This window comes from Ochrobactrum soli (assembly GCF_003664555.1).
Classification (GTDB): domain Bacteria; phylum Pseudomonadota; class Alphaproteobacteria; order Rhizobiales; family Rhizobiaceae; genus Brucella; species Brucella teleogrylli.
In genome coordinates, this window is record NZ_RCHH01000013.1 from 1 (window position 1) to 13,679 (window position 13,679).

The following is a 13,679-nucleotide window of genomic DNA, read 5'->3' on the forward strand; positions in this document are numbered from 1 at the left end:
CGCGATAGAGAAGTCGAGGTCGCCGGCCCTGCTTCACGCAGAGCCGTCACATTGCCAGTCGAAGCTGTCATCCAAAAAGCCTCTTTACTGCGTCACAAGCGGGCAGCCGCCCTTGTCGAGCGGACGGAATGCCTCGTCACCGGGGATGGTGCGCAGAACTTTGTAATAGTCCCACGGACCTTTGGATTCCTCAGGTGACTTGACCTGAACGAGATACATGTCGTGAACCATACGACCGTCGGCGCGCAGCTTTGCATTGCGGGCGAAGAAGTCGTTGATATCCATCGTGCGCATCTTGTCGAGCACGGCCTTGCCGCTGGTGGATTTTGCCGCTTCGGACGCCTTGAGGTAATTCATGACAGACGAATAAACGCCTGCATGAACCATCGTCGGCATTTTACCGTTCATCCGTTCCCCGAAACGCTTCGACCAGGCACGGGTCTGGTCATCATAATCCCAGTAAAAGCCGGTGGTCAGTGTTAGGCCTTTTGCAGTTTCGAGACCAACGCTATGAACGTCGGAGAGAAACAGTAACATGCCTGCGATCTTCTGGCCGCCCTGGGTAATGCCATATTCACTGGCTTGCTTGAGGGCGGTCATCGTATCGCCCGACGAATTTGCAAGCGCTATCACATCGGCACCCGATGCTTGCGCCTGTAGCAGGAAGGAGGAAAAATCAGTGGTTTCACGCGGATGACGCACCGCGCCCACCACTTCGCCACCGCTTGCCTTGACGGCTTCCGCTGTATCGCGTTCCAGCGCATGGCCGAAGGTATAGTCAACGGTAATGAAGTACCACTTCTTGCCCCCCTCCTGCGTCATGGCGCGACCGGTGCCATTGGCGAGCGAATAGGTGTCCCAGGTCCATTGCGCCGTCGTTGGCGAACAGGCTTTGCCGGTCAGGTCCGAGGAACCTGCCGTGGACGCCAGAAACGCTATGTCCTTGTCACGCGTGATCTCTTGAACCGCCATGGCGACCGATGATGTCGGCACGTCGATAATGGCTTTGACGTTCTTCTCGTCGATCCAGCTGCGCGCCAGCGTCGAACCGATATCCGGCTTGTTCTGATGGTCGCCGACGATGACCTCGATGGGCTCCCCATTCAGCTTTCCGCCGAAATCCTCCACCGCCATTTTTGCGGCCACGACCGAACCTTCGCCTGCCAGGTCGAAGTTCATGCCGGACATATCCGTCAGCACGCCCAGCCGAACCGGTTCTGCCAAAGCCGGACTTGCGAGCATCATGGTGGCAAACACACCCGAAAGCATCATTGATTTCATTTTCATGTTTTCCTCCTCCCAAATTACAACGGTGTCAGCCCGACTGGCTGCTGCTTTCCGCAATCAGTCTCGCCAGATAAAACTGGTCGGCTTCATAAGGCGCAGCCCAGTTGGCGCGGTGTTCTTGATCAATGGCTCTTTTCGTCATCCGCAAGGCCAAGGGTGGACATTCAGCGATGGTCTGCGCGAAGAGTTTGGCGGTTTCGACCGCGCCGCCCGCAGGGGCAATCTTGTCACAAAGCCCCAGATTGAGCGCGTCCTGCTCGCCGATCCGTTCATTGGCGAAGAGCGCCCGCTTGGCGCGCGTCGGACCGATTAGCGATGACAGGAGGGGCAGCCCGCCCCAACCCAGCGTCATGCCCAGACGGACTTCCGGAAACTGAAAGAATGCTCCGTCCGCCATAACGCGGAAATCTGCTGCCAAGGCCAGGATGCCGCCACCACCAACTGCCGGACCTTCAACCGCTGCAATGGTGATCTGCGGCAACAACCGCCACCGATCGCACATGACGCCGCCGAGCGACATGGCCGTGTGGCGTGCAACGGCGCCCGCACTGGTGCGCCACAGGTTCTCGTCCTTCAAATCGACGCCGCCGGAAAAGCGGCTTTCGGTTCCGGCGATGATAACGACCTGAACACTGTCATCCGCCGATAACTCGTCCGCTGCCTGGATAAGCGCCTTGATCGATTCTTCATTGAGAGCATTGGCCTTGCCGCCACGGTCATAGCGCGCCACCGCAATCGGTCCCTCGCGCTTGATATCGACTATGGCCATTTCCATCCTCCCAGATGTTTTCGCTTTGACATACTACCGAGTATGTTGCATATTCCAAACAGGTTTGCAACTGCCCTCTTTTGAAGGTTTAGTTGTGGCCGGGTAGGAGGAATTCAGAACATGACGCCAGACCAGCGCGCGCTCAACCGTAACCATTCCGTGTTGCGATATCTTCTCGATCAATATGCAGCCGAGCGCCCCACGGCACCATTCGTGCATTTTTGGCCGTCGACGGAGTGGGATTACAAGACGACCCGCGACCGAGTTCGCCAGCGCGCGGCAACGCTGCAATCCCATGGCGTAAAACGCGGCGATCACGTGCTTTGTTTTATGGGCAACGGCCCGGATCTGCTCACCACCTGGTTCGCGATCAACTATATCGGTGCAGTCTATGTGCCAATCAACACCGCAGCACTCGGTCGCCCTCTGGAACATATTCTGGACGATGCGGATGCACCGTTGATGATCGCCCACGCCGATCTGGTGGAACGATTGCTGGATGTCGCACCCGGCAAACTGCGCAAGGTTCTGGTGGTCGAAGGCTCTGTTAGCTGTGCAGTCGATGGTGTGGAAATTCTGCCTTTGTCTGACGTGGAAACAGTCAGCGAAACCGAACTTGTTCTCGACAAGCCGATTGAGCCGTGGGACACGCTTGCCATCATGTACACCTCGGGTACGACGGGCAACGCCAAGGGCGTCGTAACCTCTTATGTGCAGCTTTATACGATGGGCCCGGACGCCTTTGACTGCGTCGATGAAACGGATCGCTGCATGATCTGCGGTCCGATCTTCCATTGCGGCTCCACCCTTTATGTCTATGCGATGCTGGCGCGTGGCCTTTCCATCGGTATGATGCGCGAGTTCAAAACCCAGCATTTCTGGCAGGCCGTTCGGGATACGAACTCGACCTATTGCCTGTTGCTGGGCGTCATGGCGAGTTTCCTTCTGAAACAGCCGGTTTCATCGGATGATCGCAACCACCCGCTGCGGCGCGCCTTCATTACCCCGTTCGGCGAGGATGGCCCATTATTTGCGGAAAGATTCGGCGTCGAGGCATGGACCATCTACAACATGACCGAAATCGCCAGCCCGCTTGTTGCTGGACCCGGCATCACGCAAAAGGGAATCGCCGGAAAGCCGCGCCCCTGGTATCAGCTGCGCGTAGTTGACGAAAACGACATCGAAGTGCCGGATGGCACGGCTGGTGAACTGGTCATCCGCTCCGACCGCCCCTGGGCGTTGATGAAAGGTTATTACAACAATCCGAAAGCTACCGTCGAAGCCATGCGCAATGGCTGGTTTCACACTGGAGACAGCTTTCGCAAGGATGAAAACGGTGTCTATTTCTTCGTGGATCGCCTGAAAGACGTCATCCGGCGGCGCGGTGAAAATATCTCGTCCTTCGCTTTGGAGGCCGAAGTGCTTTTCCACGACACCGTCAAGGAATGCGCAGCTATCGCAGTCCCGAGTGAACTGAGTGAGGATGAAGTTCTGATCGCCGTAACCCCTGTCGAAGGGCAGGAAATCGTTGCGGGGGAACTGCTGGAGTTTCTCGCAGGTCGTCTGCCCCGCTTCATGGTGCCGCGCTATGTACGAATTTTGGAATCTCTTCCAAAAACCTCGAGCGGTAAAATTCAGAAACATGTACTACGCAGCGAAGGCATTACCGGAGATACGATTGATCGCGAGCTCAAGGTGAAGCGCGCGAGTTGATCTATCAAAATCGAAAGACCTGGACATCATGGAAAATTTCATCTTCAACACAACGCCATCCATCGTGCTGCAAACCGGCGGGCTGGCGAAGATTGTCGATATTGCCGGACACCTATTGGGCAAGCGCGTTGTTATCGTCACCGACAAGGGATTGCGTAAGCTCGGACTGCTGACCCCGGCCACAAACGCCTTGGAGCAGGCGGGCATTGCCATCTCGATCTTCGATGATGTGCAGGCCGACCCGCCGGAAAGCAATGTTCTCGCGCTGAAAGACCAGATCGTCGCCCACGAAGCGACTGGCGTTCTCGCCATCGGCGGTGGCTCATCAATGGATGTTGCAAAGGTTGCCGCCCTGTTGGCAAAAAGCGGTGAAACGCTGAACGACATTTACGGCGTGAACATCGCGCGCGGGCCACGCCTGCCGCTCGTGTTGGTACCAACGACGGCGGGCACGGGATCGGAAGTCACACCGATATCAATCATCACCACGGGAGCATCGGAGAAGAAGGGCGTTGTCTCCCCGCTGCTATTGCCTGACATGGCAATCCTGGATGCGGATTTGACTGTCGGCTTGCCAGCAGCGGTAACCGCTGCCACCGGCATCGATGCGATGGTCCATGCCATCGAGGCTTATGCTTCAGCTTCGGCCAACAACAATCCTTTGTCGCGTTCGCTGGCGCGCAACGCCCTGCAACTGCTCGGCGCCAATATTCGCACTGCGGTCTTTGAGGGCGGCAACCGCGACGCACGCGCCGCTATGTTGCTCGGATCGTTGCTTGCCGGTCAGGCCTTTGCCAATTCTCCGGTTGCTGCTGTGCATGCACTCGCATACCCGATTGGCGGGCATTTCCATGTGCCGCACGGCTTGTCCAACGCGCTCGTGCTTGCGCATGTATTGCGCTTCAACTTGCCGGAAGCCAGCCACATTTATGCGGAAATTGCAGCAGACGTTTTCCCGGAACTGAGCACCGTGTCGGCAGAAAAACGTGCTGAAGCCTTTGTCGAAAAACTGGCGGATCTCAGCCGTGAGCTCGGCGTGCCGCAGACATTGCGCGAAGTGAATATTACGGAAGACGATCTGCCCCTGCTTGCGCGCGACGCAATGAAACAGACGCGGCTTCTGGTCAACAATCCGCGCAAGGTCACTGAGGCGGATGCCTTGGCGATTTATAAAGCCGCTTATTGATAGCGCCGCTGGTAACATCATGAAAAAGGCCGGTTTGACCGGCCTTTTTCGTATCTATCAGCAAATTTCGAACAGGCCCGCAGCGCCCATGCCGCCGCCAACGCACATGGTCACCACCACGTAACGTCCATTGCGCCGCTTGCCTTCGATGAGGGCATGCCCGGTCATACGCGCGCCCGACATTCCATAAGGATGGCCAATCGAAATAGCGCCGCCACTTACGTTCAGTTTTTCATTGTCGATACCAAGCTTGTCGCGGCAATAAAGCACCTGTGCCGCAAAGGCTTCGTTCAGTTCCCACAGATCGATATCATCGACCGTCAGGCCATGCTGTTTTAGCAGTTTCGGTACGGCATAAACCGGGCCGATACCCATCTCGTCAGGTTCGCATCCGGCGACCGCCATTCCGCGATAAATACCAAGCGGAGATAGGCCCCGCTTTTCCGCTTCCTTTGCTTCCATCAAAACAGATGCCGAAGCACCATCAGACAATTGCGAGGCGTTGCCAGCGGTAATAAAGCCACCCTGCGCTATTGTCTGCCCCCCGGAAAAGACCGGCTTCAACCCGCGCAAACCTTCCAGTGTGGTTTCGGGGCGATTGCCTTCGTCCATGGCCAGCTCAACGCTTTTTGCGGAGACCTCGCCCGTGGCCTTGTCCTTGACCAGCATGGTGGACTGGATCGGGACAATCTCGGCGTTCAGGCGGCCTGCGGCCTGTGCAGCCGCGGTGCGTTGCTGCGATTGCAGCGCATATTCATCCTGCGCCTCACGCGATATACCATAACGCGCTGAAACGATCTCCGCCGTCTCAATCATGCTCATATAGGTGGCGGGCAGATGCTCCGTCAGCCAGGGATCACGCCAGCGATAGACATTCATATGCTCGTTCTGCACGAGTGAAATCTGCTCCACACCACCGCCAATAGCAATCGTCATACCATCGCCGGTGATCTGCTTGGCTGCTGTTGCGATAGCCATCAGCCCCGACGCGCATTGACGATCCATAGACTGACCCGGAACTGAAACCGGAAGGCCAGCCCGCAACAAGGACGTGCGGGCGATATTCATGTGGGTCGTGCCTTGCTGAAGCGCAGCACCAAGAACCACATCCTCTACTTCCGCGCCATCAATGCCCGCGCGCTCAACCGCAGCGGCAATCGCGTGACCCGCCAGCGCTGGCGAAGACGTGTCGTTAAAGGCTCCGCGATAGGCTTTGCCAATCGGTGTGCGCGCAGTTGATACTATGACAGCTTCTCTCATCAAAACTCCTCCACTGACGCCGAAACGTAAAGCCTGTCGGCCAATTCTTTCAATTCCGGAGTCAGCGGAACCGGCCGTCGCGTGTCTCGGTCTACATAGACATGCACATATTCACTTACAGCGGCGGTCAACTCTTCGTCATCCTTGAAGATGCCAAAACCCCACAGCAGACTGGTATTGCCGATATGCTCGACGCGAACCCCGACAACGACATTGTCAGGATAGGAAATTTCGGAGAAATAATTCGTTGAATTGCGCGCAACGATACCAATGGGTGTAGAGCCGTTCAACTCCAGAGCACCAGACGCAATCAGCGACCGGTTCAATGCCGCATCGCAATATTGCATATAGACGACATTGTTGACGTGGCCGTAAATGTCCATGTCGCTCCAGCGCGTCTGCATATCGTAGAACTCCCGATAGGCTGACCGGGGTTCAGCCTTCGGTCGGGGTTTTGACGCCGTCATTCGATAACCTCATTGGCGCGGGACGTCGCGATGATGCGGTCCACATGCGCCAAACCGGCATCCGTCTCGATGAAATTAGTCATGTCATCGATCTTTGAGAAAGCAGCCGCAACGGCTTCCGGTGTCCGCTCGCCTTTCGGCAGATAAACGCCTTCACTTTCCACAATCGCCATACGGGCCACAGTTCCCGCACCAGCCAGAAGCACAGTGCGGCTTGGCGCCTGTTCACTGACGAGGAAGAGAGCAGCCGGAACGACGTTTTCGGGTGCGAGGCGCACCAGCATCTCGTCATCCAGCACATCGCCGGTCATGCGCGTTGCAGCAGTCGGGGCAATCGCATTGACATGAATGTCGTATTTGTCGCCTTCAAAATGCAACACATTCATCAGGCCGACGAGGCCTGCCTTGGCCGCACCATAGTTGGACTGGCCGAAATTCCCATAAACGCCAGACGTAGAGGTCGTCATCAGGATGCGGCCATAGTTCTGGCCTTTCATGACGTCCCACACCGCCCGGCTGGCATTGGCCGAGCCAATAAGATGCACGTCAACCACGGCGCGAAAATCGGCCATATCCATCTTCGCGAAGCTCTTGTCGCGCAAGATCCCGGCATTGTTGATGAGAATATCGATGCGACCGAATTCTTCGACCGTGCGCTTCGCCAGCGCCTGCATGTCTTCGAACTTCGTGACGTTGCCAGCGTCGGCAATGGCGACACCGCCCTTGGATCGAATTTCCGCAACGACCTTTTCGGCTGCCTCCGATGCCCCCCCGGTGCCGTCGCGGCTGCCACCGAAATCGTTCACGACGACCTTTGCGCCGCGCGCTGCCAGTTCGAGGGCATAAGCGCGCCCAAGCCCGCCGCCCGCACCCGTTACAATTGCAACACGATTTTCAAAAGAAATGGCCATGTGATCTTCAACCTACTGTCAGTATGAGCCAGTCAGCGGCGAGTGCTGGCTTGGTTTCGTCTTTGATTTCAACGGTCGCTGCAAGAGTCTGGAGCTGACCGTTACCCTTCGGCTGCACCGATTTGGAACTGAATACGCCACGGATGGAAGAACCCACCTTCACCGGCGCAAGGAAGCGGACTTTGTCGAAGCCATAGTTGATTTCAACCGTACCGGCTGCAACTTCCGGCAAAACCTCGCGGCTGAGCTTGGTCAACAGGCCGAGCACAAGAAACCCGTGTGCGATGGTGCCACCGAACACACTTTCAGTCGCTGCGCGTTCGGGGTCTGTATGAATGAATTGATGATCGTCGATCACATCCGCAAACCGATCCACAAGCTGCTGATCGATCTTGATCCAGTCCGAGTAGAGGAACTGGCTTTCCGCGTCTGCGGAGAGCGCAGACGCAGCAGAATTAGGCTGTATTTCCAAATTTATGTCCTCCAAGCGCTGAAAAATGGAACGCGGTCGCATTAATCAACAACATACTGAGTAGTATGCACTTGAACATCGCTTTGTCTAGTGGCATTTTCCTTACGAAATTTGCTAGGCTTGGTTGCCGCTTACCTACGCATAAATCGGAGTAGCAGATGGCTGACAGCCGCCGATCTAACCGCACGGACAGTACAGGGAATGTCGTGATCCTGGAAACAGCCGCCCAGTGTTTCATGGAACAAGGCTTTTCGACCACAAGCATTGATGATGTGGCGCGCAGGATGGGCTCCACCAAGGGGCGTATCTATCACTACTATTCTTCCAAGACGGATTTGTTCTTCGACGTGCACCGCGAAGGCATGGAACGACTGTTCAAGGCCGTTGAGCCGGTTATGACGCTGAATGGCTCAGGCCTGTACCGGCTTGAAGAGATGCTCACCGCTCACGCGCTTGCCATGATGAACAACGTCGCTTTCGAAGCGGTGGTGGTGCAAGGCGTTCACATGCACAAGCTCGCGGCGACCACACCCGACCAGCGCAGAACGCTCAACGAGCTGATCTCGATCAGACGCCGGTTTGAGGATTTGTTCAAGCAGGTCATTCGCGAAGGCATCGAGGACGGCAGCATTCGCCATGTCGACGTGTCGATAGCGGCCAAGGCCGTGCTCGGCGCCATCAACTGGCTGTCGATCTGGTATCAACCCAGAAGCGTCGATACCGACGCCGACAGGATTGCCCTGGCCAAAGAAATTGTGGGCATACAGATCAAAGGGCTGCATTCGTAAGAGACGACCGACCGCCTCCCACGAATGCGCCATCAATTGCTTTAAGAGCTGAACTGGCGAATTTCATTTCGTTGTGACAAAACGATCCAGTTTGCCGAGTGTCTCCATCCCCAGCTCGATCGCTCCGAAGCCCTTGGCATCCTGGAATTCAGCCGCTGTACTGAAGACCATTCCCAGGGTCACTTTCGTAAACCCGTCCTGATCCTCGAACGCGGCCCATGCATCGGCATGTTTCGGCCCGTTCTCACCCCACAAAAGCGTATAGCCCAGCCGTTCCTCCGGCCTGACCTCACAATAGCGGTGGTGGTTCGGATAGGCTGTGCCGTCCGGGCCGATCATGTCGAAAGCCCATTCGCCGCCCTGACGAAGATCGATCCTCTTTGTGCGACACGAAAAACCTTCCGGCCCCCACCAAAGCGGCAACGTCTCGGGGTTCATCCATGCCTTCCAGACAACCGCTCGCGGTGCCCGTATGATTTTCTGCAACACCATGGTGCGCTCGGCGGCTTGTGCCAGATTGTCTAGACCCGCGCCGAAGCCTTCGCTATAGCCCGCCTCCATATTCCCGGCCAGCGAAGACAGCTGAACCGTCACCGCCACACTGCTGCGTTCGCCCTTATCGGCAAAGGTAGCAGTAACCAATGCTGCCGATTGCTTCACGCTTTCGCTTGAGATCACTTCATAATTCACGCTGCGCAACGCGGGCTGCAATTCGAGCCAGCCACATTCGCAGCGAATGTCGGGCTGACCTTTCACCCTGCATAGAGAAACCTCGCGACCGCCGATCCGGGTGTCGGCTTCCAGAAATTCCACTTCGACGGCAGAGTTTGGCGCAGCCCAGACCGCCCGCGCGGCGGGAGCGGTCCACGCCTGCCACAGAACGGATACCGGCGCCGCCACGTTCCGCTCAAAGGTAAGCGTTGCAAAACGACTGTCACCTGTTGCCGCTACGCCCATGCTACCGGGCTTCTCAATCCGTGTCATTCTTGCGCTCCTCCATCACATTCATCACAAACGCATCCAGCCGATCCAGACGTGCTTCCCAAATGGCGCGCTGTTCATCCATCCAACTGCGCGCTGGCTCCATAGCTTCAGGGCGGATAGCGCAAGTACGTATTCGTCCATCCTTCGATGACACGATCAAACCAGCCTCTTCCAGCACGGAAAGGTGTCGCATCACCGTCGGCAGGCGCAGCCCCGTCGGACCAGCCAATTCCGTCACCGCTGTAGGCCCACCGGCCAAACGGGTCAGGATCGACCGTCGTGTCGGGTCTGCCAACGCGTGGAACAATAATGAAAGATCTGGATCATGCTTAGCCATATTGCTAACTATTCAGATATCGGAACAATGCGCAAGAGAAAACTTAGCTGATTGGCAAAGTTTCTCTTGCGCTGTTAATTTGCTTCCCAGCTATGAGAAACAGCTAGCCGCAATATGCACGACTGATTTTGCCGGTCGTGGTGTCTGTTTCGATAGTTATGCGCTCCTGCCTGAAATCCATTGTAACCGGGTCGCCGGGCTTCACTTGGCGGACGATGGTTGCGCCTGTCAGCTGCATGGCGGCGTCGTCGGTAAGTCTATCCTTGCCAGCGAGGGTTTCTGCGACATCTTTTTTGCAAATTCCAGCCTGAGCTTCGGGCGCAGCCGGGACTTGTTCTTTTTGACATGCGGATACCGCAAGCACCAGCACCGCACCGGACAACAAAAATGAGCGACGCATGAAATCCATGATCAAGATATCCTTTCAGAACAAACCATCTGCCACCGGAATAGCGCTATTGCGAAACACCAGCAGCCCTATGACCGTTGATAATCTCGCTCAGATGACTGGAACCTGAACGCAGGACGATTTCCTGTTGGCGCAGCAAATCAGTATCGATATGTTTTGCCGGAATAGCGATCGGTATCAGGATGGAACTATGAACCTGCATAATGGAAGCATATGGGCGCGGTTCCGCTCTGCCTTGCTCCCATTTATCATATGGCTTCTGCTCAATTTTCTGGTGATCAGCGGCCTTGCAGTCTATCAGCGATCCGAATTGTTGTCCGAACTCCAGGCGGCCAGTTTCACGTTACATCGTGAAGCTTCTCAACGTGCGGTTCAGCATGATGCCCATTTGACTGCGCTTTCGACGATTGCGCAATCCAAGGTGCGGACTGCCGAACTCTCACAAGACGACGTGTTTCTCGAAGTCGCTACGACCATCACACGTTTCTATCCCCGGATCGATGAAATTCAACTTGTGCCGATCGACCCGTCAGCGCCTGTTACCGGCACAAGAGAGCTGGAACCGGAGCTGACCGCAACCATACGAGCGGCGGCACTCTCATCGAGCGGCGTTCCGAAACTGATCACACCAGCGGCGCGTCCCGGGCATTACCTGATTATAAAGCGCAGCCCGAATAACGACGATCCCCACGATGGGCTGGCGCTATCGATCAATGCTGACGCCCTGATCAGCTCGGACGATGCATTCTGGCGCCGTAGCGGTGTTGCGCGCCGTCTTCTGATGCCGGATGGAACAATTCTTTTCAGCAACCCAGTATCATTTGGCGCAGCGCTCTTTTCCAAGCAATTGGGAAGCGCCTCTCAGCCGCTTCTTTTCGAAACCGCCATGAAGGTGGGATGGGCCGCTCTGCTGCCTCTGGACCAGTTGATCCCGATCCTCATTCTCATAAATCTGCTTTTCTTCGGGGGGCTGGTCATCATTCGCCAAATGAAACGCACACGCCATGCGGAGCGTCGCGCAGAACTGAGCGGCCTTGAAGCCCGCCTGGCCCATGCGTCGCGCGTCAACACGATGGGGGAAATGGCAAGCGGCATGGCGCATGAATTGACGCAGCCGCTGACGGCGCTTCTCGCTGGGGCGCAGGCCGGACGCCGCCTGTTGAGCCGCAACAACACAACGGCGCTTGCGAGTGCGCTTGACGATATGGTGGATCAGGCGCGCCGCGCTTCGGCCATTCTGGATCGGTTGCGCAACTGGTCGCGTCCGCAACGCAGGGAAAACATCAAAGCCGACCTGCGCCTTTCACTGCAAAATGTACAAACCTTGCTGGCCTCAGAAGCAAAACGGCAAAGTGTCGGGTTAGACCTCCTGATGCCTGAAAGCCCTTTGTTGGCCGCAGTAGACCCGGTGGAAATGGAGCAGGTAATGTTCAATCTTCTGCGCAATGCCATCGAGTCTTTTCGTGACACCGACGATGATCGTGATCGGCACGTAACAGCGTCGCTTAAAACGGAAGGAACCATGGCGGTTCTGGAGGTTCAGGATAACGGCCCAGGTGTCGCGCCCGAGCTGCTGCCTCGCCTTTTCACGCCGTTTACGACAAACCGTCCCGAGGGAACCGGCCTTGGACTTGCGCTGAGCCAACGTCTCGTTGAACGCTTCGGCGGCGAGATTTCCTATATCCCACAGGAACACGGCGCGCTATTTCGCGTGGTGCTTCCGATGGCTGCCGACAGAGAAAGTTGAAATTAATGGTTCAGCCTGTTTACCTCGTCGATGACGATGCAGCAGTCAGAAAGGCCCTCAGCCTTCTACTCTCGACCATAGATATCGAGGTTAAAACTTTTGCAGATCCGTCTGCATTTCTGGCGCAATTGCCACGACTGACGCCCGGATGCCTGATTTTCGACATTCGTATGCCGGTGATGACGGGCCTTAAACTGCAGGAGGTTTTGGCTGCGCAGGAAATCGACTGGCCTGTGATCATTATTTCCGGCCACGGCGATATCGAAGCCTGTCGCCGCGCTTTTCGCAATGGCGCTGTAGATTATCTATCCAAACCCGTCGATGAGCAGGACCTGATCGATGCGATCCAGAAAGCCCAGCAATTGCTGGACCACAAGCTGGGCAGCAAGGCGCTGAGAGCCGAAACGCTTGCCTTGCTCGATATGTTGACAGCACGCGAGCGCGAGGTGCTGGACCGTATTGCGCAAGGCTTCACCACCCGGCAGATTGCGGATGGTCTTGGGTTATCTCCACGCACCATCGACAGTCACCGTGCAGCCATTGGCGTAAAACTAGGCACCACATCGCAAGCGGAAATGACTCGCCTGTGGCTCGAAGGAAGTGCAAATCCGTAGAACTACGGATAAGATCGCAAAGGCTACGGATTCAGTTTCAGGGCGGGCAGAGTTAGATCACACCCATCGAAACCGAGGAACGACCATGATCCGCAAACTTGCTATTATCGCTCTGTCGCTGGCTCCGGCTACCGCTTTCGCTCAGACCCTTCCCACGACGCCCTATCTGCCGCTCGATCTGGCAACCAAAGCCGCTCAGGCTGCACTCGATGCATGTGTCGCCAAGGGCAACAATGTGAGCGTCGCAGTTGTTGCGCGTGATGGATCGACGAAGGTGCTGCTGAAAGCCGATCTTTCCGGCCCGCACACTGGCAACAGCGCCACAGGAAAAGCGTTCACGGCGGCAGCTCTTGGCCGTGACTCCGGCGAACTCGCAGAATTTATCGCGTCGAAGCCAGCCAATAGCGGCATGCGGGATATGGATTCACGCTTCGTCATCCAGGCGGGCGGGCTGCCGATCAAGATCGGCGATGCGCTAGTGGGCGGAATTGGCGTCGGCGGCGCACCGTCGGGCGCAACGGATGCCGAATGTGCACTCGCCGGCATCCAGGCAATCGTTGCTAAATAAAGAACAGTCGGGGCCGCAGCTAAGCGGCCCTAATCTTTTCTGGCAGGTGAGCCATTGTTGCCTTGAAACGAGGTTCCTTTTCATAGATGAAGGCGGGATAATCCGCGCCTACGGACTCTGAACGGGACGGCGAACAGATCACCTATCAAAGAAAATAACGGTGAAGC

At 56.5% G+C, this 13,679-nt stretch carries 15 protein-coding genes; 6 read left to right on the top strand and 9 right to left on the bottom strand.

Annotated elements, in window-relative coordinates:
- Positions 1–84: 84 nt before the first annotated feature.
- Together D8666_RS18200 and D8666_RS18205 are read right to left on the bottom strand one after the other, a co-directional pair.
- The gene (locus D8666_RS18200; RefSeq protein WP_121538913.1) at positions 85–1,287 is read right to left on the bottom strand and encodes an ABC transporter substrate-binding protein; all 1,203 of its coding nucleotides are present in this window, start codon (positions 1,285–1,287) and stop codon (positions 85–87) included.
- A 28-nt stretch (positions 1,288–1,315) separates the two neighbouring features.
- Entirely contained in the window at positions 1,316–2,056 is a 741-nt protein-coding gene (locus D8666_RS18205) for an enoyl-CoA hydratase/isomerase family protein (protein WP_121538914.1), read from the bottom strand.
- Between the two features lie 120 nt (positions 2,057–2,176).
- Between D8666_RS18205 and D8666_RS18210 the strand changes: the two genes are divergently transcribed.
- On the top strand, positions 2,177–3,769 hold the full coding sequence (locus tag D8666_RS18210) for an AMP-binding protein (RefSeq protein WP_121538915.1): 1,593 nt from the start codon (positions 2,177–2,179) through the stop codon (positions 3,767–3,769).
- Between the two features lie 28 nt (positions 3,770–3,797).
- A complete protein-coding gene (locus D8666_RS18215) occupies positions 3,798–4,955 on the top strand; it encodes an iron-containing alcohol dehydrogenase (RefSeq protein ID WP_121538916.1) in 1,158 nt (385 codons plus the stop codon).
- A gap of 57 nt (positions 4,956–5,012) precedes the next feature.
- Here D8666_RS18215 and D8666_RS18220 read toward each other — a convergent pair whose 3' ends face one another.
- From D8666_RS18220 to D8666_RS18235, 4 genes are read right to left on the bottom strand one after another with little or no spacing between them, the layout of a single operon-like run.
- Positions 5,013–6,215 (bottom strand): acetyl-CoA C-acyltransferase, encoded by a 1,203-nt coding sequence (locus D8666_RS18220; RefSeq protein WP_121538917.1) that lies wholly within the window; start codon positions 6,213–6,215, stop codon positions 5,013–5,015.
- A complete protein-coding gene (locus D8666_RS18225; RefSeq protein WP_094513360.1) occupies positions 6,215–6,682 on the bottom strand; it encodes an acyl-CoA thioesterase in 468 nt (155 codons plus the stop codon). Before D8666_RS18225 ends, D8666_RS18220 begins: the two co-directional genes overlap by 1 nt.
- Complete coding sequence (locus tag D8666_RS18230; protein ID WP_121538918.1) at positions 6,679–7,593, bottom strand: SDR family NAD(P)-dependent oxidoreductase; 915 nt, start codon at positions 7,591–7,593, stop codon at positions 6,679–6,681. The genes D8666_RS18225 and D8666_RS18230 overlap by 4 nt, the downstream gene beginning before the upstream one ends.
- Positions 7,594–7,600: 7 nt before the next feature.
- Positions 7,601–8,059: a MaoC family dehydratase gene (locus D8666_RS18235; RefSeq protein WP_121538987.1), complete on the bottom strand. Its 459-nt coding sequence runs from the start codon at positions 8,057–8,059 to the stop codon at positions 7,601–7,603.
- Positions 8,060–8,223: 164 nt separating this feature from the next.
- Between D8666_RS18235 and D8666_RS18240 the strand changes: the two genes are divergently transcribed.
- Positions 8,224–8,853 carry a TetR/AcrR family transcriptional regulator gene (locus D8666_RS18240; protein ID WP_109365918.1) on the top strand — a complete coding sequence of 210 codons (630 nt, stop codon included), beginning with the start codon at positions 8,224–8,226 and terminating at the stop codon, positions 8,851–8,853.
- Positions 8,854–8,916: 63 nt separating this feature from the next.
- On the opposite strand, the gene D8666_RS18245 is transcribed toward D8666_RS18240, so the two are convergent.
- The 3 genes from D8666_RS18245 to D8666_RS18255 all read right to left on the bottom strand — a co-directional run bounded on the left by D8666_RS18245 (position 8,917) and on the right by D8666_RS18255 (position 10,583).
- Positions 8,917–9,837 carry an SRPBCC family protein gene (locus D8666_RS18245; RefSeq protein ID WP_121538919.1) on the bottom strand — a complete coding sequence of 307 codons (921 nt, stop codon included), beginning with the start codon at positions 9,835–9,837 and terminating at the stop codon, positions 8,917–8,919.
- Positions 9,824–10,174, bottom strand: coding sequence for an ArsR/SmtB family transcription factor (locus tag D8666_RS18250; RefSeq protein WP_121538920.1), 351 nt, complete (start codon positions 10,172–10,174; stop codon positions 9,824–9,826). The genes D8666_RS18245 and D8666_RS18250 overlap by 14 nt, the downstream gene beginning before the upstream one ends.
- A gap of 103 nt (positions 10,175–10,277) precedes the next feature.
- A complete protein-coding gene (locus D8666_RS18255) occupies positions 10,278–10,583 on the bottom strand; it encodes an I78 family peptidase inhibitor (RefSeq protein ID WP_235859005.1) in 306 nt (101 codons plus the stop codon).
- A gap of 190 nt (positions 10,584–10,773) precedes the next feature.
- Between D8666_RS18255 and D8666_RS18260 the strand changes: the two genes are divergently transcribed.
- From D8666_RS18260 to D8666_RS18270, 3 genes are all read left to right on the top strand, one after another.
- Positions 10,774–12,330, top strand: a complete 1,557-nt coding sequence (locus D8666_RS18260) for a sensor histidine kinase (RefSeq protein WP_121538921.1) — start codon at positions 10,774–10,776, stop codon at positions 12,328–12,330.
- Between the two features lie 5 nt (positions 12,331–12,335).
- Positions 12,336–12,944, top strand: coding sequence for a response regulator transcription factor (locus tag D8666_RS18265; RefSeq protein WP_121538922.1), 609 nt, complete (start codon positions 12,336–12,338; stop codon positions 12,942–12,944).
- An 85-nt stretch (positions 12,945–13,029) separates the two neighbouring features.
- Positions 13,030–13,512: a GlcG/HbpS family heme-binding protein gene (locus tag D8666_RS18270; protein ID WP_109365913.1), complete on the top strand. Its 483-nt coding sequence runs from the start codon at positions 13,030–13,032 to the stop codon at positions 13,510–13,512.
- Positions 13,513–13,679 lie beyond the last annotated feature (167 nt).